The sequence below is a fragment of the Aeromonas sp. TECH754 genome (genome assembly GCF_056279295.1).
Window position 1 is genome coordinate 3,021,568 of record NZ_JBWBRA010000001.1, and the last position, 19,199, is coordinate 3,040,766.

Sequence of the window (19,199 nt, forward strand, 5' to 3'; positions counted from 1 at the left end):
GTAACATTGATAGTTTACATTGCAGCATCAGGTCGAACAAGTTTGAACTGTATGCATGAACAGTGCATAACAACTGTTCATGTATACAGCCACAAGAGAGGGATAGACTTGGTGTTGAATCTTTCAACAAACCAGAGTACTATATGGCGCCTTTAGCACAGGATAGATTGTGATGGGTGTTAAATAAACGCACATTAGAATGGATTTTGATGGCTAATCATGCCTATATTGATGTTACATCATGGATGACGATGAACTGTGGAGAATCAATCATGTCTTTGTACAAGCTCTTAGGAAAACTGGTTGTTAACAAAGAGATGCGTGATCTTGGCGATGCATTAGTAACTTCTAATATCAACGGTGCCGAAGTCATTGGACGCGGTACGATTGTCGTTGATGGCAAGGTGATCGCTTCTTCTGACGAGTTTCAGAAGCTAAAAGACTCTGCGATAAAGATTGTTAGAGCACGCACTGAACAAAATCAAGTGGCTCCAGTCTAGACGCGTACTGTAGAGTACGCTTACAATCCTGGGGGTGTTTAAATCGGATAAATACCCCCAATGTACGCACTTCTAATCCTCCCTATTCTAGTTAGTGGCTTTTTGTGTCTTACGATACAAAAAGAAGAGTATTGGCGTCTTCATCGTTATGATGGCCAGTACCTGTATCTGAAAGCTGCTCAAAAAGGCCTGAAGCATTTCTTTTTTGCTATTCTCCTTAGCCTTTTCATGAAAGATGCTACATTTAATGTTAGTAATCACCTGCCTGACTTAGCATGTGGTAGCTTGGATGCTGCTAGCACAACTTTCATTGACACTCCTTTACTGAAAATAGAATACAATAACTGTGTTGTATACTCTACGTTCGACCCAGCTATTGCAACGATCCTATCTGAAAATATAAATACTATATCTCCAACTAGAGATAGTGCTCTGGCCAATGATTCAAAGGCTAAGAACCTTGAATATGCTTGGCTAATTTGCATATCTTTCTTATCGATACTGAGTGCTTATCTGTGTTCAAAAATAAAAAATAATTATAGCCGGTTCGCTAATTTTATCTTGTCCAAGATAGATGAAAACTATTCAAATAAAAATATACACCAGCTTTATTTAATGCAAAAAATTTTCAAAGACAGTCCTATGGATAATATTTTCTTTGAATCTCTTATAAGAAAAAAGCCAGTTTTAATTTCACTTAGCAGTAGAAAAGCTTATGTTGGTATAGTAATAGCCACAGGCGAACCCAACGAATCTAATGGGCTAAATCAAGAAATTGTGATACTGCCACTTATGTCTGGATATAGAGATAAAGATACTCTTAGTGTTATATTTACTAATGATTATGCCAATTTCACAACAGAGAGTACAAGTACGGTTTTAGATGTGGCCTCAATTGAGGTTGCATCTTGGTTTGATTTCGAATGCTACGAAAAGGTTAATAAAAACATTGGCGCCTCTGAAAAAGATGAATCAAAAAATAAAATGAAATCTATTGTAGATTTTTTCAAAAAACTATAAGAGCTCTACTCAAAGAGTAAAGAGGGTGAAATTCATCCCCTTTACTTATTTCTGTAAAGAAATGCCGATACTTTACAAGTAGCTGACCGAACGCGACTTTCCATAAGTAAGCATGACTGTCTGCTAACATTCTGGCCAAAAATCTCAAGCCTAGGTATACCAGCGAACCTACACGCTTCCAGTGCCCTCCTATAGATTTACCAGGGGTGCTGTAGTGAGCCTGCAACCTCAATAGTCACGTAAATTTGCACATCACAGAAACCGCGCTCTTCCGCTCCCGCCTGCGAGCCGCATGGACATAAATTTTTGCAAAAATAGATTGCTGCAAAACGTTCATCCGGAGCGCGCCATATCTAGGGTTCCTGAGCTAAACAAGAACTGAATAGAGTGAAAATTTTTTCATTGTTTTACAGTTTTTGTAGGCCAAACACCATGGCAGAAAAAATACTAACTGATTGTTATGTAATGAGTTTTATGCTTTTCCGTGTACATTTCGGCGGGGGAAGCTGTTGAACCCATCCTTAAGGTAATGATTGTTTTTCTTTTACAATCAATTGGTTATGTAATTTTCGACGCGATTAAAAACTGTAAAAATGAAAAATTGAATGAGTCTGTTGATGAGGATACTATCGAGTCACAACACCTCAAACGGAACTCATTGTGAAAGCAGCCATAGTAGGGAACATCGGTACTGACCATGATGGGTTCAAACCCACGAAGATAACAGCAGGTTCGTCTGATGTAATGATTGATGGGATGCCTGTTGCTCGTGTCGGCGATTCTTTAGAACCACATGACAAGCCAAATAACCCACCTCATCCCCGCAGTATCGCCTCTGGGATACCAAATATACTGATCAATGGTAAGCCCATTGCTATGACTGGTGGTGCTATTGATTGCGGTGGCGTTATTATTGGCAATAGTTCTGTAATCGTAGGAACAACCTTTAGTTCAAGTAAAAGTCAGCCCCCGACTGCACTTGTTCCTTCATTAGACTTTGATGAACAAATCCAGGTTATGGCCTCAGGTAAAGCAGTTTCAGATTACCCATACTATGCAATTAATGACACAAGAGAAATTATATCCGGTAGAACAAATAGCGCAGGCCTAACGAAAAGAATTAAATCACAGCAACAGGGTGAGTTTGATATTTATTGGGGTGATGAAGCTTTAGCCTTAATGGAGGGGATGATTCATGCCTAATGCTGCAGAAAAAATAAAAACCAATAATAAAGTTGGTTCAGTAAAAGTCATTGAGCATCCCGCTGTTACCTTTGCAAAACTATGGGCAGCATATCCTAGTAGCACTGTGATTCATAAAGATCCTAGTACCGGAAAGGATATATTTAGCGACCATTGTGCAATAAACGTTAGCCAAGCGTTATATAGCTGTGGGATATTGATGAAATCCTTCTCTGGCACCAGATGCTGGCAATGTCCTACACCAGGTCAAAATGGAAAGGGGATACATGCAATAAGGGCACAAGAACTTGCTACTTACTTGCAAAAACAACCATTCGCAGGGTGTCCTAAGCCGGAGCCTATGAGTGGAAATGATTTTGAAGAAAAAATTAAGAACCGTACAGGGATTGTATTTTTTCAGGACTATTGGCAGAGAGCTGGTGAAAGGTCTCGAACTGGTGACCATGTTGACCTTTGGAACAATAATAAACTCGCTAGCGTAGGATATCTAGAGACCCAAGGCAGACTGACATTCCCATGGGTGGCGGAACTGTTTGGTATATCAGATTTGCGTCGTTCCTCAAAGGTCTTGTTCTGGGAGATATTATGATTAGAAAGATAGTGTTAACATTTTCTACCATCGGCTTGTTTATCTCGCTACTTTTATTTTTATCTTTGTTTGCCAAGCCGCTCTATTTTTTATATGCCCAGAATATACTTGGGTCATTCTACACAGGTGATGAAGTATTCCATGAAGTAGTTAAAGTAATTGGATATATCATGGCCCCCATCAGCTTGGTCATATCGGTTGCAGCTAATTGTTTTTTTGCTAAAAAGTTATAAATGCTATAAAAATAAAAGCCGCCAATTGGCGGTTTTAATTTCCAATCTAATTGGAGTCAAATTTCAAACTGTTCCAGACTTTTACCCTGCGCTATCTGTTCAGCTATCGCCTTTGGCATACGTCCCTGACCTGTCCAAGTTTTCTCTTGGCCGTCTTCCTGATACTTGTACTTTGCCGGGCGTGGGGCTCGTTTACTCTTACCTTTCCCCGAGTTGGTAGCTGGAGCAGCGCTATTTACTAAATCACAAGGGTCTATCCCCGCGACCTTCAACATTTCAGAGAACTCTACCAACTTGCGTTGATGTTCCGCTTGTGTTGCACGTTCTTTTTCGGTGGCTGCATAAAGCTCTGCATATACTTGGTCGAACTTTCCTTTGACTTCTTCCAACTGCTCAAATGACAAGTCACGCAAGGCTACGCGAAGGCTACGGATGTTCAGCAGTGTTTTCAGAAACTCGGTCATGTATTCCTCCATCTTGTGGCTGATAATATTCTTATTAATTCCGCACGGAACATAACATAGATAATCGGGGGGGATAAACTGAATTAATTCGGATACTCGGCGTAGTGAATAATAGTGACCTAGTGGGATAAGCAAGATAGTGCTTTCCATCTTGATTGGCCCGCTAGGTGGCAAGCGTAGCGCGGCAGTATCACAGGCAAGAGCACGTGGACAATAGATCCAAGCCCTGACAGAGCAGGGCTTGGAAGTTTTCTCTCGATGTGGTCATCGTGTGGACATTGACCGAAACAATTCCTTTTGTTTCATCAGCTTATATTCTTTTCTCAAAGTCCCGCGAGGGGCTTTTTGTTGTCTCCATGCCATCAGCCCTTCACAGCGATGCGACCCGGCACTCAAGGAACATACCTGATAGGCTCACCCTATTAGAATCATAAATGAGAATTATTTTCATTTGGTGATCTTCCAAGGCATACTCTTCTCATCACCAGAGGGAGCCACCATCATGAAAAAGACCATCAGCTTCGCCATCCTGCACTTCATCGTGGCCTTTACCGTGGCTTACCTGCTGACCGGTGAACTGCTCACCGCCAGCCTGATCGCCCTCATTGAGCCCGCCGTCAACACGGTCGCCTTCTACTTCCACGACCTTGCCTGGCACAAATTCAAGCCCAGCCACAGCCTGCAGGCCAAGACCAGCAGCTTCGCCCTGGTGCACTTCTCGGTGGCCTTCGGTGTCGCCTTCCTGCTGAGCGGCGAGCTGCTCACCGGTGGTGTCATGGCCATGTTGGAACCCGCCGTCAACACCGTGGTCTTCTTCTTCCATGAGCGGCTGTGGCGCGCCCGTCAGCCACTGGCGCTGGCATAAACCCATTTAGCCAAACGGGCCAGCGGGTACAAAAAAACCTCGGTGGCCCCACCTCATTGTGCTGTAGTTGCCGGATATACCACCTTTTTGCTGGAGTCTTTCCGATGAACAAGCTATTGCTTGGCACCCTCTCCCTGATGCCGTTGCTGGCCAACGCCGCCACCCCTTCCTTTGACTGTGGCAAGGCCCACAGCAGCGCCGAGCAGCTGATCTGCAAGGACGCCGGACTGGCCGCCCTGGATAACGAGCTGGCCACCCTCTATCCCAAGGCACTCGCCAACCTCTCCCCCGAACAGCTCAAAACGGAGAAGGCCATGCAACGCGGCTGGATCAAGGGTCGCAACGAGTGCTGGAAGGATACAGACCCCGGCAAATGCATCGAGTCGAGCTACCAGACCCGCATCACCGAGCTGCAGATAAAAGGCGGCCAGCTGGTGGTGCCCTCCCCCGTGCTCTACCAGTGCGGCAAGGAGCTTGCCCTCACCGCCTACTTCTACAACGACGGCAAGCTGCCCGCCGCCGTGATCAACCTGAGCGAGGACGATAGCCAGCGACAGGTGCTCGCCTATGAAGCGTCCAGCGCCAACGGCGCCCGTTATGAAGGGCAAAACCTCAGCCTCTGGACCAAGGGCAAGGAAGCGATGCTGGAGCGTTACGGCCAATCCAACCTGAACTGCCAACAGACGGACAAGGGCAGCAACGAATAAACCTGGTCATCGGTTTCTGAAACGAAAAAGCCCCGCAGTGCGGGGCTTTTTGTTATGTAAACCATCCAACTCAGTTCACGGCAACCGGCTGACCCAGTGCATCCGGCGGAGTCTGGAACTCGCGCTCGGCTTCGTTGAAGCGGTCCAGCATGGCCTTGGAGGGGGCCTTGTCCAGCAGGCTGAATACCAGGATGGCCAGCGCGGAGAGCAGGAAGCCTGGGATGATCTCATAGAGCCCCAGCCAGCCGAACTGCTTCCAGACGATGACGGTCAGGGCACCGACCAGCATACCCGCCAGGGCGCCGTTGCGGGTCATGCGCGACCAGAGCACCGAGAGCAGCACCACGGGGCCGAAGGCGGCACCGAAGCCTGCCCAGGCGTAGCTCACCAGCCCCAGCACCCGGTTCTCCGGGTTCACCGCCACGGCGATGGCGATGAGGGAGATGACCAGCACCATGGCACGGCCGACCCACACCAGCTCTTTCTGGGAGGCGTTCTTGCGCAGGAACGGCTTGTAGAGATCCTCGGTGATGGCGCTGGAGCAGACCAGCAGCTGGCAACTGAGGGTACTCATCACCGCCGCCAGAATGGCGGAGAGCAGCACACCGGCGATCCAGGGATTGAACAGGATCTTGGACAGCTCGATGAAGACCCGCTCCGGGTTGGCGGTCACGCCGGCAGCCTGCTCGGTGAAGGTGGAGAAGTAGGAGAGACCGAAGAAGCCGATGGCCACGGCGCCGCCGAGGCAGAGCACCATCCAGGTCATGCTGATGCGACGGGCGCTGGCCATGGAGTGGTGAGAGTCCGCCGCCATGAAGCGTGCCAGGATGTGGGGCTGACCGAAGTAGCCGAGACCCCAGGCCATCAGCGAGATGATGGCGATGAAGTCCAGATTCTTGAACATGTCGAGGTTGCTGGCGTTCTGCGCCGCCACCTGCACCATGGCGGTGTCGATACCGCCGACGGCGATGATGACGAACACCGGGGTCAGGATCAGGGCGAAGATCATCAGGGTGGCCTGCACCGTATCGGTCCAGCTCACCGCGAGGAAGCCGCCGAAGAAGGTGTAGCTGATGGTGGCCGCGGCGCCGACCCAGAGGGCGGTGTTGTAGTCCATGCCGAAGGTACTCTCGAACAGACGGGCACCGGCCACCACGCCGGAGGCGCAGTAGATGGTGAAGAACAGCAGGATCACCAGGGCGGAGAGGATGCGCAGCACCCGGCTCTTGTCCTCGAAGCGGTAGGTGAAGTAGTCCGGCAGGGTCAGGGCATTGCGGTTCTTCTCGGTGTGAACCCGCAGCCGACCGGCGACCCAGCGCCAGTTGAAGTAGGCTCCGATGACCAGACCGATGGCGATCCAGCTCTCGGAGATACCGCCGATGAAGACGGCGCCCGGCAGGCCCATCAGCAGCCAGCCACTCATGTCGGAGGCGCCGGCGGAGAGGGCGGTGACCCAGCTCCCCATGCGGCGGCCGCCGAGAATGTAGTCATCAAAGTTGCGGGTGGCGCGATAGGCGACGAAGCCGATCAGGACCATACCCAGGATATACACCAGGAAGGTGATGAGCATTGGGGTGCTAGCTGTCATTCAAAACTCCGTTATGTGACGTCTGTACCCGTTCTGACGACGGGTTCATCCTTAAAAAACCGCCCTAGAGTAATCAGCAGATCCCAGAAGCTCAACTGTTTTTAACAAATAAAAAACAAGCTGAAACCGTTTACTAACCAACCAGGAAACTACTCAGGGATGAATTAGCCGAATATTATGCCATTGCAGCAACGACTTATCCCGCAGTCCCTGGTCCCACGACATAAAAAAGCCCCGGCCTGGGGCCGGGGCTGTCACATGGGAGCAGGCAGAGATCAGCGATTGATCGCGATCGGCATGCCGCTGCGCTGTTCCAGCGCCTGCTTGACCAGCTGGGAATCGCTGTCCGCATGGGCGAGGAAGCGGGTCACCGCCGGGCTCATGGAGAGGGGCGCCGGCAGGCTGGAGTTGAACTCCTCCTGGCTGCGGGACAGGGGCTGGTGCACTTCCAGATAGCGGTTGCCATCCGGCTCGACCGAGGCCTTGATCGGCTGGTTCACGAACTGGACGCGAGTACCGACCGGCACCTGCTTGAACAGATACTCGATGTCGTCGTTACGCAGCCGCACGCAGCCGTGGCTCACCCGCAGGCCGATGCCGAACTGGGCATTGGTGCCGTGGATGGCGTACATCTTGCCGATGTAGAGCGCGAACAACCCCATGGGGTTGTCAGGGCCGGCCGGCCAGACCGCAGGCAGCGGCTCGCCACGAGCCGCGTACTCGGCGTGCATCTTGGCAGTCGGGGTCCAGGTCGGGCCCGCCTTCTTGCGCTGCACGCTGGTCACCCAGTTTTCCGGGGTGTCGGTGCCAAGCTGGCCGATGCCGATGGGCAGCACTTCCACCACGTTCTTGCCCTTGGGGTAGTAGTAGAGGCGCATCTCGGCCACGTTCAGCACTATCCCCTCGCGCGGGGCATCCGGCAGGATCAGCTGGTGCGGCACGACCAGCTTCTCGCCAGCCTGCAACAGCAACGGATCCGCCTTGGGGTTGGCTTCCAGCATGTTGGTCAATCCCAGCTGGAACTTGGCGGCGGCGGCCTCCAGCGGCTGGCCGGCTTCCTCTGCCGGTACCACGTATTCCAGATTTTCACCCACCAGTCGGCTGTTGGCCGCAGGCAGTGCATATTCGATGGCGAACGCGGGCGCGGCAGACAACAACAGGCTGCAGCACAGGGTCGCCACGGTATTGCGAAGGAGCTTCATATCTTTTCCATGATGGTGACTAGATGAATGTCTCTGGGCTCAACGTCTGCCGGCATGAGGCCGGGGCGCACAGAGAAGGGCGACATTTTTCTCCTCTCTTGGCCAAAATTCAACTGGCAAATGGGGCGACAGGGACAAGGATATTAAGCCCTGACCTATCGCCCCTGGCCTCAGCCGTTGCTGACCGTCCCCCTTTGCCAGGCGCGCATATCGTAACCTGTGGGAGATTGATGTAACCGCAGATGAAATTGCCCAATAATGGCAAATATATGGTCGAAAATATCGGCCTGTATCCCCTCGTAGTCGGCCCAGGCGGTGGTCGCGGTGAAGCAATAAATCTCCAGCGGTATCCCCTCGCTGGTCGGTGCCAGCTGGCGCACCATCAGCGTCATGTCCTTGCGAATGCTGGGGTGGGCCCGCAGATAGGCATCCAGATAGGCGCGCAGTGTCCCCAGGTTGGTCAGGTGGCGACCGTTGATGGGGCAGCTGATCGCATCGCTGAGCTGCTGGTTGTAGGCGCTCAGCTCCTGCTGCTTGCGGCTCAGATAGGGAGCCAGCAACTGGGCCTGCTTGAGGGTCAGCTGTTCGTCTGCGGTCAGGAAGCGCACGCTGGTCATGTCGATGTTGATGCTGCGCTTGATGCGGCGGCCACCGGATTCGGTCATGCCCTGCCAGTTCTTGAAGGAGTCGGAGATCAGCGCATAGGTAGGGATGGTGGTGATGGTCTTGTCCCAGTTCGACACCTTGACCGTGGTGAGGCCGATGTCGATCACCTCGCCGTCGGCGCCGTACTTGTCCATCTGCAGCCAGTCACCGACGCTCAGCATGCGGTTGGCGGAGAGCTGGATCCCCGCCACCAGGCCAAGAATGGGATCCTTGAACACCAACATCAGCACCGCCGTCATGGCACCCAGGCCGCTGAACAGGAACAGCGGTGACTTGCCGAGCAGCAGGGCGATCATCAGGATGCCGACCAGGATGCTGCCCACCAGTTTCACTCCCTGGAAGATGCCGCGCAGGGGCAGATCCCGCCACAGCCGGGTGTGACGGCTCAGGGAGAGCAGGCAGTCGAGCAGGGCAAACATTGCCAGCAGCAGGAACAGCAGGATCCAGAGCTGGGCCAGCAGCTCGATAAGCTGCAGGCTGTCGGATTTACGCGGCAGCCAGAGCTCGGCCTGCCCGAGCAGCACGGCCCCCTGCAGCACGAAGGCGAGCCGATAGAACAGCCGCTGCTGCAACTGAGGCGGCAGCCACATCTGCTTGGTCTTGCCGAGCAGCCCGACCAGGCGTACCAGCAGCACCCGGTGCAATACCAGGTGCAACACCAGCGCGGTAAGAACGATGAAGCCCAGGGCGATCACCAGGGCCATCAGATTGTTGACCTCCACGCCCATGTCTGTCAGCCAGTGAAAAAATGTCTCCTTCATCCTTACCTCCGCTACGTGAAACTGCCGTCAGGGTACGTATCTGGTCCGTCATGTCAAATAACACCCCGTCAGAAATGACAACGCCCGGCAAGGGCCGGGCGTTGGATTGGAGCCGCGGGGGTTAGCCCACCAGGCTCAGGGCATCGCGGGCGATGACCAGCTCTTCGTTGGTGGGCATCACCAGCGCCAGACGGCTGTCTGCGGTGGTGATACGGCCTTCGCCCCCCAGCACGGCGGCATCGTTCGCCGCTTTGTCGACCTTGAAGCCAAACAGCGCCAGTCGCTCCAGCACCATCTCGCGCACCATGGCGGCGTTCTCGCCGATGCCACCGGTGAACACCAGGGCGTCGAGACGACCGTCCATGGCGGCGGCATAGGCGCCGACATACTTGGCCACCCGGTAGGTGAAGACATCCAGCGCACGCTTGGCACCGGCGTCGGTCGCGTAGTTGGTGGTGACATAGCGGCAGTCGCTGCTCGCCTCCGTCATGCCCAGCAGGCCGGATTCACGGGTGAGGCAGTGGTTGATCTGATCCACGCTGTAACCGAGGTTATCGTGCATGAAGAACACGATGGCGGGATCGATGTCGCCGCTGCGGGTGCCCATCGCCAGCCCTTCCAGCGGGGTCAGCCCCATGGAGGTATCGACGGACTCACCGTTCTTGATGGCGCAGATGGAGGCACCGTTGCCCAGGTGGCAGTTGATGATGTTGAGCTCTTCGAGCGGCTTGCCAAGCGCCTTGGCGGCCTCTTCGGCGATAAAACGGTGAGAGGTGCCGTGAGCGCCGTAGCGACGGATGCCGTGCTCCTCATAGAGCTTGTAGGGCAGCGCGTAGAGGTAGGCCTCTTGCGGCAGGGTCTGGTGGAAGGCGGTGTCGAACACGGCGACGTTCTTCTCGGCCAGGGCCGGGAACACCTTCAAGGCGGCGCGAATGCCGATGAGGTGGGCCGGGTTGTGCAGGGGCGCGAACGGAATGGCGGCTTCGATGCCGGCGATCACGCTGTCATCGATGCGCACCGAGCGGGAGAACTGCTCGCCACCGTGCACGATGCGGTGACCGATGGCCACGAGCTGCTCGGCCAGGGTGGGATCCTGGGGCAGGATATGGCCCACGATGTGGTCGAGGGCGGCCTGGTGAGCGGCACCCGCCCCCAGCATGGCTTCACCCTTGACGCCGTGGAGTTTCCATTTGATACGGGCATCATCCAGATTGAAGCATTCGGCCAGGCCGGACAGCATGTCCTCGCCGGTTTGCGCATCCATGACCGCAAATTTCAGGGAAGAGCTACCGCAGTTAAGGATCAATACCAACTTGCTCATGTTCTACATCTTCCTGTGCTTCGGCTTTATGCCGACAGTGTCGTGTCATCCAGCAATGGATGGGATTCCCCTGTCGGGGGCTTATGGTCGCAGGAAAGTGCGCCCAATTTTTCAATTTGGTCGGTGCCGGCCTCAAGGGCGCGCGGCACACTCATCGAATTATCGATTCCAGACAAGCCCGCCTTCATCGGAAGCAGCCTTGTCCCGGGCAGGGGTTGGGCCCGGCGCAGCTGCTCAGCGTTCGGCCAGCAGCGCTTTATGGACCTTGACTACCAACTTTTTAACCTTGGCGGGGGTGGTCAGGGTACAGAGAGGGCGATGCAGTTCTCCCGGCCAGAAGATGGCGAAGTCGCCGGGCTGCAACGCCAGATAACTGGTCTGTTCGTCATCGACGAACCAGAGGTCGGGATGGGGATGATCGGCGCCGTCATTGACATAAGCATGAGGCCCTACGCCTATCCACTCCTCACCACGCAGCAGCAGCTGGATATCCAGGTACTGCTCATGAAACTCGCCACGGCGATCCGCCGCAGGCTCGGTCAGCTCCTCGCTCACCAGGCAGAACAGGCGCATGCCATCGATCTCGGTCTTGCCGAGCGGCGCGTCGCGCCAGTGGGCGACGGCCTTCACCACCTCGGCCATGATGCGGGCCAGTGGCGCGGGCAAGGGGGTGCGTTGCAAGGTGTCCAGACTGCCGGTGATCATGAGATGCGCATCCTTAGGTATATCTGTCGTCTATCTTTGTCTGCCAATGAAAAAGGACCCGTCAAAGGTCCTTGTCTAGCGCCGTCTGCCATCCATGCAGACCGAAGAAGAGCATAGGTCATCTCGTCGGCGCCTGGTCACTGTTGCACAGTCGTCCGCGTCTTGCCAAGAGATACCCGCTCATTCACCAGATGATCGTACCAGCTGAAACAATATTATTCACTACCCTATTGCCAGCAACTTTGACCAGACGCAAAAACGGGAGCATCAGCTCCCGTTTTTTTGTTGCAACCGGCTTCATTCAAGCCTTCTTGGCGTTCTCCACCGGTTTGGCATACATGGCGCGCCAGATCGCCTTGTGTTCTTCCGGCACTTCTGACTGGCGGGTCAGGAAGGCGGTCTGCTCGATGGTACTGGCCTTTCCAGGCACATCCGCCGCCAGATAGTTGCCGGGGAACAGGCGATAGCTGCTCCAGATGGCCTGGTCGATCAACGCCGCCAGCTCGTCCGGATCACTGAAGCCCTCGGTGATGGGGGCACCAAAGGAGACATGAACTCGCCCCTTCTGGCCGACGATGCCGGCGACTATGCTCTCGATGTCCTCGAACTCTCCCTTCTCGTAGCTGCCGTTGACCGACTTCTCGTACAGCTCCCGCGCTTTGGCCTTGTCGGTGGGATCCACCTCGTAGCTGATGCTGACCGGCACTATGTTGAGGCTGCGCATGTAGTCGACGAACGGGATCTTCTGCTTCTTGCCGTCCACATAGAACATTTTGAGGATGGCCGGATCCGTCTTGTCATCACCGTTCTTGGCGCGCCCTTCCTTCTGGGCGATCCAGATGGAATGCCCCTCGTGCACCGACTGGCCGATGTAGGCCGACAGCTCGCCGAGTACCTTCATCATCTCCCGCGGCCCCTTGGCGGAGCGCTTGACGATGAAACTCTTGTTGAGCTTCATCAACTCGGTGGCGCAAGGCTTGCGCAGCAGGTTGTCACCGATGGCGATACGCACCGTATCGAAGCCGTGGGTATGCAGCCCCCAGTTGACGAAGGCGGGATCCATGGCGATGTCCCTGTGATTGGAGACAAACAGATAGCCCTGCTCTTTCTTCAGATGCTCGAGGCCGGAGAAGGTCACGCCCTGAGTGGAGGTGGCGATCATCCGGCTCATGTAGCGGGTTACCCCCAGCTGCACCTGGCGCACCGTGGTGACCTTGGACCACTTGTGGCGCAGGAACTGGCGGATCAGCGGGCGGATGGCCCAGCCCAGCCAGCTCATCAGGGAGCCAAAACGGTATTTGGCGATGGCGCCGATAAACTCATCATCCTGGATCAGCCGTTCGATGGCTGCCGGCACTTCGTCATCGCGATAGGGGCGAATGTCCGCGAATCTATCTACTTCTGTCACAATGTCAGCCTTGCATGTATGGAGTCGCGGCCAGCTGCTGCTGGCCGGGAAAATTCAGGGCGCAATTTTACACGCTTTTGGGATCAGGGGTATGAGATGCGCACCTATAGTGCAATCTTATCGCGAAAAAGCCGCCCCAATCACATCTGGTGTGACCAGATGAGCCCGCTCATCAATCCTGAACGACAGGATTGATGAGCGCGGTGAGAATATGGTCCTCCCAACGGCCGTTGATCATCAGATAATCCCGAGCCCGGCCCTCCCGCTCGAAGCCGAGCCGCTCCAGCAGGGCGCCGCTGCGGTGATTCGCCGGCATATAACTCGCCATAATGCGGTGCAGGCCGCGCTCGTGAAACAGATACTCGATGCCCGCCGCCGCCACCTCCTGCATCAACCCCTGCCCCTGATGCTCCCTGTCGACCGCATAACCCAGGTGACAGGCCTTGAACATGCCCATCATGATGTGGGTGAAGTTGCAGGTGGCGAGCACCCGTTCGCCCTGTGGATCCAGTGCCACCAATTGGACGGCGCTGCCGTCGAAAAACTGGCTGTAGCCGTCACGCAGCCGATCGTGCCAATGGCTCAGGGTATAGAAGCTCTCGTCACGTCTGGGCTCCCAGGGGCTGAGGTGAGCCCGGTTGCGCAGGTAGAAATCCAGCATCAGGCCAGCTCTGTCCGGCGACAAGACGGTCAGCCGGGTGCGGGCCGTGGTGAGGTGTGGCAATACCATCAGTGATCCCTTTTCTGTAGCCAGTCGTCTCGCCGAATTGGAGTGCGGGCCGTGGTGAGGTGCGGCAATACCATCAGTGATCCCTCAGCCGCAGCCACTCGTCGCGCAGCAAGCCGTAGTGGACGTGATCCACCACCCTGTCCGCCAGTCGCTCCGCCCGCCGGGTGATCCCCTCCTGCTGCATGCCGAGCCGCTCGCACACCGCCCGGCTGCCGTCATTCTCCTGCGCCGCGCTGATCTCCACCTTCTCCATGCCCATCTCCTCGAAGGCGTGGTGGATCAGCGCCTGACAGGCCCGGGTGATGATGCCGTTGCCCTGCCAGCGCTCGGCCAGCCAGTAGCCGATGCTGACCTTGGCGAGCGCCTGATCGATCTGGTTGTAGCCGATGACACCGACTACCTCGCCCTGATACTCGATGGCCGTGGTCAGGCCCTCGCCCCTGGCGAACTTCTCGATGGCATGGCGGATGAAGGTGGCGCTGTCCCCCGGCTGCTGGATGTAGGGCACCCAGGGCAGCCACTGGGCAAGGTAGTCGCGATTGCGCTGGCACAGGCCAAAGAGCTCGCTGGCCATGTCGGGCTGCAGGAACAACAGCGCCAGCTCGTCATCCAGTTGCCATGAAAACATGCGTCCTTCTCCTCCCTTGCTCGGCATGAGCCATCATGCAAGCCAATGTAGTCAATCAACCCCTTGTCTGCCAAGGCATTTTTACATGCTTATCCGGCTGGCAACCCCCATATGGAGGAACCCATATGGGAACCATTTTGAGCATTTACTCATTCTCGCGAAGGCTTGGCATAAACCACCACACTTCATAGATAAAGCAGTGATTTCGGATCACAACAGTCGAACCTGCTACCCACTTGCACTGCCCTGTCACATATAACAGGCAGCAATTTCTTTCCCGCTCACTAGTGTAGGAACGCCGGGCAACGAACCCGGCGCATGATCTTCATCGACTTAAGGAAAGACGAGATGAACAAAGTCTATTTGGCCGTGGCATTGGCCTGCTGGGGAAGCGCCGCCATGGCGGCAGAACAGGTGGAAGTGAATCAGGCGGGGGGAATGGCGGGTCTCTTGGGATCACCGAACGCCGTCGGGATCAGTGCCCAGGCCGGTGATGGCGAGTTTCGCCAGGTACGGGTCGTCAAGCTGCCCAACGGCCAGCAGCGGGTGCGTTACGAGCAGACCTGGCAAGGGATCCCGGTCTGGGGTCAGGTGGTGGTGGCTGAGCAATCCCCCGCGGGCCAGGTGAATCAGGTTTCTGGCCGGGTGCTGCGCCAGATCGGCGCCGACGTCGCCAGCCCCACGGCGGCGCTCTCCCCCGCCGATGCCGCCCTCAAGGCCCGCGCCGGCGCCAAGGGCAGCAACGAGCAGGTCAAGTTGTTCGTGATGCAAGACGAGAGCGGTCAGGCGCGGCTGGTCTATCTGGTCTCCTGGCTCGCGGCGAGCGAACAACCGAGCCGACCCTTCGTGATGGTCGATGCCCAGGACGGCAGTGAACTCAAGCGCTGGGAGGGGATCAATCACCAGGACGCCACCGGCCCCGGCGGCAACCTCAAGACCGGCAAATACTTCTACGGCGCGGACTTCGGCCCGCTGCAGGTGGATGACAACTGCCGCATGAGCAGCGCGAACGTCGATACCATCAACCTCAACCACGCCACCTCGGGCGGGGCCGTGCACCAGTTCACCTGTCCGGAGAACAGGGTCAAGGAGATCAACGGCGCCTACTCGCCGCTCAACGACGCCCACTACTTCGGCAACGTGGTGTTCGACATGTACCGCAACTGGTACAACACGGCACCGCTGAGCTTCAAGCTGAAGATGCGGGTGCACTACGGCAACAACTACGAAAACGCCTTCTGGGATGGCAGCCAGATGACCTTTGGCGATGGCGCCACCACCTTCTATCCGCTGGTGAGCCTGGACGTGGCCGCCCACGAGGTGAGCCACGGCTTCACCGAGCAGAACTCGGGGCTGGTCTACTCCGATCAGTCCGGCGGCATCAACGAGGCCTTCTCCGACATGGCCGGGGAAGCGGCCGAGAACTACATGAAGGGCAGCAACGACTGGCTGGTGGGGGCCCAGATCTTCAAGGGCAACGGCTCGCTGCGCTACTTCGAGGATCCGACCCGGGATGGCAAGTCCATCGGCCATGCCAGCGATTACCATGACGGCATCGACGTGCACCACAGCTCGGGGGTCTACAACCGTGCCTTCTATCTGCTGGCCAACACCAGCGGCTGGAACACCCGCAAGGCATTCGAGGTGTTCGTGCTGGCCAACCGCCTCTACTGGGGCGCCAACACCACTTACGATCAGGGCGCCTGCGGCGTGACCAAGGCAACCACCGATCTGGGTTACAGCCTGACCGATGTGGCCGCGGCCTTCACCGCGGTCGGCGTCACCCCCTCCTGCGGCATCACGCCACCGACCGGCACTGTGCTGCAAAACGGCATACCGGTGACCGGTCTCTCCGCCACCAAGGGTGGCAAGCTCGGCTTCACCATCGACATGCCCGCCGGCAAGAGCAAGCTGGTGATCGCCAGCAGTGGCGGCAGCGGAGATGCGGATCTCTACGTGAAGTTCGGCGCCGTGCCGACCGGCACCAGCTATGACTGCCGTCCCTACAAGAGCGGCAATGCCGAGACCTGCACCCTGAACTCTCCCAAGGCGGGGACCTGGCATGTGCAACTCAGCGCCTTCAGCGCCTTCTCGGGGGTGACCCTGAAAGCCAGCTATTGATCCTGCGCCAGCGCGCAGCGTGAGCCAGGCGCCGGACTTGTCCGGCGCTTTTTTCATATCAGGTGGCGGCTCAGCGACCCGCCCAGCGCTTGGCCAGGGTCCTCGCCGCCTCCAACACCCGCTCCTTCTCGCGATTCGGTCGCTTGCCGCTGCGCCAGGCCATCATCACGTCCCAGTGATCCGGCGGCAAGTCCACCACATCCAGCTGCACCAGGCGACCAAACTCCAGATCCCGGCTGATGGCGAGCGCCGGCATCAGGGTGATGAAACCGTGCTCGAGCGCCAGCTCCCGCGCCGCGCTGGCAGGCTGGATGGCGTGCAGCGGGCTCGCCACCTGGCGCAGCAGCCGCAACTGCAGGATCAGCTCGTCACAGCCGGTGCCCCACTGTTGGGGGGCCAGCCGCTCGTTGGCGATATCCTGTAGAGTCAGCCCCTGCCTGCCCGCCAGCGGATGGGCGGCGCTGGCCACGGCGATGATGGGGGAGCGATAGAGCAGTTCGAGCTGGATGCCCGCGATGGCGGGGCATTTCAAGATGAAGCCGACGTCGGTCTCTCCGGTCAGCAGCTCCTGCATGATGATGCCGGAGTGATCCGTGTTGCAGCGGATCTCGAACGCCTCGTCCACCAGGGCCAGCAACAGCGGACCGAAGACGACTGTGGTCAGGGAAGGAAGACAGGCGAGCCGGATCCGTGGCAGGGCGGGAGCGCCCTGCATCGCCAGCCGGCCCCCCTCCAGCGCACTCAGGGCCGCACTCGCGGCGGGCAGGAACTGTTCACAGGCCGGTGTGGGGGTGGCACCACGACGATGACGGCGAAACAGGGGTTGCCCCAGCTCCTGTTCCAGCACGGCGATCCGCTGACTGACCATGGGTTGGGACCAGCCGCGAATGGCGGCTACCTTGCTGAAGCTGCCACGGTTGGCCACATCCAGCAGCAATTGCAGGTCATCGAGGGTCATAGCCATAACAGAATCCAATATGAAATATAGCCAGTTGTCGGCTACCACTATATCTGCCCCCCTCCCAGAATAGCAGTATCAATCGTCATGAAATTGGCATAACGCCGCCGAGTCAGGGACTTATCTTCGCCCTTGGCTCTGTTTGGTGACTCCGCCGTTCGGGCAATGGACACACAACAGATAATGTCATCGATGCAAGCAGGGGTTTAAGAGTCATGGTAGAGCGGGCGAGGCGGTTGGGGCGGTGGTTTTTGGCATTGGATTCCCTCTTGGTGATCCTGGGATTCTTCGTGGTCATGCCCATGATAAGCCTGCGATTCGTGGATCAACTCGGCTGGGCCGCCGGGGTTGTCGGATTGGCGCTGGGGTTGCGTCAGCTGACCCAGCAGGGGCTGGGTGTCTTCGGTGGCTCGCTGGCCGATAAATTCGGGGCCCGTCCCCTCATCGTCTGCGGCATGTTGCTGCGAGCGCTGGGTTTCGCCAGTCTGGCCTACGCCCAGACCGGGCTGGAGCTCATCATCTCCTGCATCATCTCGGGGCTCGGCGGCTGTCTGTTCGACCCTCCCCGCGCTGCTCTGGTAATCAAGTTCACCCGCCCCCGTGAACGTGGCCGTTACATCTCCCTGCTGATGATGCTGGAGAGCGCCGGTGCCGTGGTGGGCGCCCTGCTCGGCAGTTGGCTGCTCAACTTTGACTTCGAGTATGTCTGCCTGCTGGGGGCCGGCCTGTTCGTCTGCGCGGCCCTGTGCAACCTGCTGATCCTGCCCCCCTACAAGCTCTCCGTGCGGCCTACCCCGATCCGGGCAGGCCTCGGCCAGGTGCTGGCGGACAAGGCCTTCTGCCGACTGGTGCTGATCCTGAGCGGCTACTACGCACTCTGGGTGCAGGTGATGCTGATCTTCCCCATCCTGGTCAAGCAGATGGCGGGCAGTACCACGGCGGTGGGCTGGATGTATACCCTGGAGACGGCCATCTCACTGGCCCTGCTCTACCCGCTGGCCCGTTACGGCGAGCGCCACTTCAAGCTGGAGAGCCGGCTGATGGCGGGGGTGCTGCTGATGACCGCCGGCATCGGACTGGTGGCCTTTGCCACCACCCTGCCCGCCGTCTTCATGCTGCTGGCCTGCTTCTATCTCGGCATCGTCATCGCCGAGCCTGCGCGGGAGACCCTCATGACCAAGCTGGCGCAACCGGGTGCCCGTGGCAGTTACATGGGGTTCAGCCGGCTGGGGCTGGCGCTGGGCGGCATGACGGGTTATGTCGGTGGTGGCGCCCTGCACGACTACGCCAATGCCCAGGGACAACCCTGGCTGCCCTGGCTGGTGCTGGGGACCGTCGGGGTCGTCACCTTGCTGCTGCTGGTGAACTGTTTCCAGCGCGATTCCCGCCTGTCTCACGTCAATGCCTGATCCCGGCTGAGGGATCCCCCGGTCTGCTGATCATCCCTGGCAGGGCGCCCGTTCCCCGGATCCGGCGCCCTGTTTTTATGGCGCACTTTCGCACCCTCATCATGTCGCCCCTCCCGTCTCA

General features: G+C 56.9%; 18 protein-coding genes. 8 read left to right on the plus strand and 10 right to left on the minus strand.

The window, feature by feature from the left end:
- Nucleotides 1–209 precede the first annotated feature (209 nt).
- From ACZ9IL_RS13630 to ACZ9IL_RS13645, 4 genes are all read left to right on the plus strand, one after another.
- Nucleotides 210–500 (plus strand): hypothetical protein, encoded by a 291-nt coding sequence (locus tag ACZ9IL_RS13630; protein ID WP_476003985.1) that lies wholly within the window; start codon nt 210–212, stop codon nt 498–500.
- A 60-nt stretch (nt 501–560) separates the two neighbouring features.
- Nucleotides 561–1,520 (plus strand): hypothetical protein, encoded by a 960-nt coding sequence (locus ACZ9IL_RS13635; protein ID WP_476003986.1) that lies wholly within the window; start codon nt 561–563, stop codon nt 1,518–1,520.
- Nucleotides 1,521–2,180: 660 nt separating this feature from the next.
- Nucleotides 2,181–2,723 (plus strand): type VI secretion system PAAR protein, encoded by a 543-nt coding sequence (locus ACZ9IL_RS13640; RefSeq protein ID WP_476003987.1) that lies wholly within the window; start codon nt 2,181–2,183, stop codon nt 2,721–2,723.
- Entirely contained in the window at nt 2,716–3,312 is a 597-nt protein-coding gene (locus ACZ9IL_RS13645) for a type VI secretion system amidase effector protein Tae4 (protein ID WP_476003988.1), read from the plus strand. Before ACZ9IL_RS13640 ends, ACZ9IL_RS13645 begins: the two co-directional genes overlap by 8 nt.
- A 289-nt stretch (nt 3,313–3,601) precedes the next feature.
- Here ACZ9IL_RS13645 and ACZ9IL_RS13650 read toward each other — a convergent pair whose 3' ends face one another.
- A complete protein-coding gene (locus ACZ9IL_RS13650) occupies nt 3,602–4,009 on the minus strand; it encodes an H-NS family histone-like protein (RefSeq protein ID WP_476003989.1) in 408 nt (135 codons plus the stop codon).
- A 502-nt stretch (nt 4,010–4,511) separates the two neighbouring features.
- Here ACZ9IL_RS13650 and ACZ9IL_RS13655 point away from each other — a divergent pair.
- Entirely contained in the window at nt 4,512–4,874 is a 363-nt protein-coding gene (locus ACZ9IL_RS13655) for a DUF2061 domain-containing protein (RefSeq protein ID WP_476003990.1), read from the plus strand.
- Between the two features lie 104 nt (nt 4,875–4,978).
- The gene (locus ACZ9IL_RS13660; protein ID WP_476003991.1) at nt 4,979–5,581 is read left to right on the plus strand and encodes an MliC family protein; all 603 of its coding nucleotides are present in this window, start codon (nt 4,979–4,981) and stop codon (nt 5,579–5,581) included.
- 70 nt (nt 5,582–5,651) lie between these two features.
- On the opposite strand, the gene putP is transcribed toward ACZ9IL_RS13660, so the two are convergent.
- The 8 genes from putP to ACZ9IL_RS13700 form a co-directional block, all read right to left on the minus strand.
- A complete protein-coding gene (gene putP / locus ACZ9IL_RS13665; RefSeq protein WP_476003992.1) occupies nt 5,652–7,169 on the minus strand; it encodes a sodium/proline symporter PutP in 1,518 nt (505 codons plus the stop codon).
- A gap of 275 nt (nt 7,170–7,444) precedes the next feature.
- On the minus strand, nt 7,445–8,371 hold the full coding sequence (locus ACZ9IL_RS13670) for a L,D-transpeptidase family protein (protein ID WP_476003993.1): 927 nt from the start codon (nt 8,369–8,371) through the stop codon (nt 7,445–7,447).
- A gap of 170 nt (nt 8,372–8,541) precedes the next feature.
- A complete protein-coding gene (locus ACZ9IL_RS13675; protein ID WP_476003994.1) occupies nt 8,542–9,798 on the minus strand; it encodes a mechanosensitive ion channel family protein in 1,257 nt (418 codons plus the stop codon).
- A 121-nt stretch (nt 9,799–9,919) separates the two neighbouring features.
- Nucleotides 9,920–11,119: an acetate kinase gene (locus tag ACZ9IL_RS13680; protein WP_476003995.1), complete on the minus strand. Its 1,200-nt coding sequence runs from the start codon at nt 11,117–11,119 to the stop codon at nt 9,920–9,922.
- 234 nt (nt 11,120–11,353) lie between these two features.
- Nucleotides 11,354–11,824: a NanQ anomerase/TabA/YiaL family protein gene (locus tag ACZ9IL_RS13685; RefSeq protein WP_476003996.1), complete on the minus strand. Its 471-nt coding sequence runs from the start codon at nt 11,822–11,824 to the stop codon at nt 11,354–11,356.
- Nucleotides 11,825–12,125: 301 nt separating this feature from the next.
- On the minus strand, nt 12,126–13,232 hold the full coding sequence (locus tag ACZ9IL_RS13690; protein ID WP_476003997.1) for a 1-acyl-sn-glycerol-3-phosphate acyltransferase: 1,107 nt from the start codon (nt 13,230–13,232) through the stop codon (nt 12,126–12,128).
- Nucleotides 13,233–13,404: 172 nt separating this feature from the next.
- Complete coding sequence (locus tag ACZ9IL_RS13695; RefSeq protein ID WP_476003998.1) at nt 13,405–13,962, minus strand: GNAT family N-acetyltransferase; 558 nt, start codon at nt 13,960–13,962, stop codon at nt 13,405–13,407.
- 73 nt (nt 13,963–14,035) lie between these two features.
- Nucleotides 14,036–14,590, minus strand: a complete 555-nt coding sequence (locus ACZ9IL_RS13700) for a GNAT family N-acetyltransferase (RefSeq protein ID WP_476003999.1) — start codon at nt 14,588–14,590, stop codon at nt 14,036–14,038.
- A 348-nt stretch (nt 14,591–14,938) separates the two neighbouring features.
- Between ACZ9IL_RS13700 and ACZ9IL_RS13705 the strand changes: the two genes are divergently transcribed.
- A complete protein-coding gene (locus ACZ9IL_RS13705; protein WP_476004000.1) occupies nt 14,939–16,711 on the plus strand; it encodes a M4 family metallopeptidase in 1,773 nt (590 codons plus the stop codon).
- A 70-nt stretch (nt 16,712–16,781) separates the two neighbouring features.
- On the opposite strand, the gene ACZ9IL_RS13710 is transcribed toward ACZ9IL_RS13705, so the two are convergent.
- On the minus strand, nt 16,782–17,675 hold the full coding sequence (locus ACZ9IL_RS13710) for a LysR family transcriptional regulator (protein WP_476004001.1): 894 nt from the start codon (nt 17,673–17,675) through the stop codon (nt 16,782–16,784).
- Nucleotides 17,676–17,884: 209 nt separating this feature from the next.
- Here ACZ9IL_RS13710 and mdtH point away from each other — a divergent pair, with 209 nt between their 5' ends.
- Entirely contained in the window at nt 17,885–19,078 is a 1,194-nt protein-coding gene (gene mdtH / locus ACZ9IL_RS13715) for a multidrug efflux MFS transporter MdtH (RefSeq protein ID WP_476004002.1), read from the plus strand.
- Nucleotides 19,079–19,199: the final 121 nt, after the last annotated feature.

What these genes read in the sequence shown, in the direction of transcription:
- mdtH (WP_476004002.1), top strand. Translation starts at nt 17,885, where the DNA reads ATGGTAGAGCGGGCGAGGCGGTTGGGGCGGTGGTTTTTGGCATTGGAT.
- ACZ9IL_RS13675 (WP_476003994.1), bottom strand. Translation starts at nt 9,798, where the DNA reads ATGAAGGAGACATTTTTTCACTGGCTGACAGACATGGGCGTGGAGGTC.
- ACZ9IL_RS13650 (WP_476003989.1), bottom strand. Translation starts at nt 4,009, where the DNA reads ATGACCGAGTTTCTGAAAACACTGCTGAACATCCGTAGCCTTCGCGTA.
- ACZ9IL_RS13680 (WP_476003995.1), bottom strand. Translation starts at nt 11,119, where the DNA reads ATGAGCAAGTTGGTATTGATCCTTAACTGCGGTAGCTCTTCCCTGAAA.
- ACZ9IL_RS13655 (WP_476003990.1), top strand. Translation starts at nt 4,512, where the DNA reads ATGAAAAAGACCATCAGCTTCGCCATCCTGCACTTCATCGTGGCCTTT.
- ACZ9IL_RS13695 (WP_476003998.1), bottom strand. Translation starts at nt 13,962, where the DNA reads ATGGTATTGCCACACCTCACCACGGCCCGCACCCGGCTGACCGTCTTG.
- ACZ9IL_RS13700 (WP_476003999.1), bottom strand. Translation starts at nt 14,590, where the DNA reads ATGTTTTCATGGCAACTGGATGACGAGCTGGCGCTGTTGTTCCTGCAG.
- ACZ9IL_RS13670 (WP_476003993.1), bottom strand. Translation starts at nt 8,371, where the DNA reads ATGAAGCTCCTTCGCAATACCGTGGCGACCCTGTGCTGCAGCCTGTTG.
- ACZ9IL_RS13660 (WP_476003991.1), top strand. Translation starts at nt 4,979, where the DNA reads ATGAACAAGCTATTGCTTGGCACCCTCTCCCTGATGCCGTTGCTGGCC.
- ACZ9IL_RS13645 (WP_476003988.1), top strand. Translation starts at nt 2,716, where the DNA reads ATGCCTAATGCTGCAGAAAAAATAAAAACCAATAATAAAGTTGGTTCA.
- ACZ9IL_RS13635 (WP_476003986.1), top strand. Translation starts at nt 561, where the DNA reads ATGTACGCACTTCTAATCCTCCCTATTCTAGTTAGTGGCTTTTTGTGT.
- ACZ9IL_RS13710 (WP_476004001.1), bottom strand. Translation starts at nt 17,675, where the DNA reads ATGGCTATGACCCTCGATGACCTGCAATTGCTGCTGGATGTGGCCAAC.
- putP (WP_476003992.1), bottom strand. Translation starts at nt 7,169, where the DNA reads ATGACAGCTAGCACCCCAATGCTCATCACCTTCCTGGTGTATATCCTG.
- ACZ9IL_RS13685 (WP_476003996.1), bottom strand. Translation starts at nt 11,824, where the DNA reads ATGATCACCGGCAGTCTGGACACCTTGCAACGCACCCCCTTGCCCGCG.
- ACZ9IL_RS13705 (WP_476004000.1), top strand. Translation starts at nt 14,939, where the DNA reads ATGAACAAAGTCTATTTGGCCGTGGCATTGGCCTGCTGGGGAAGCGCC.
- ACZ9IL_RS13630 (WP_476003985.1), top strand. Translation starts at nt 210, where the DNA reads ATGGCTAATCATGCCTATATTGATGTTACATCATGGATGACGATGAAC.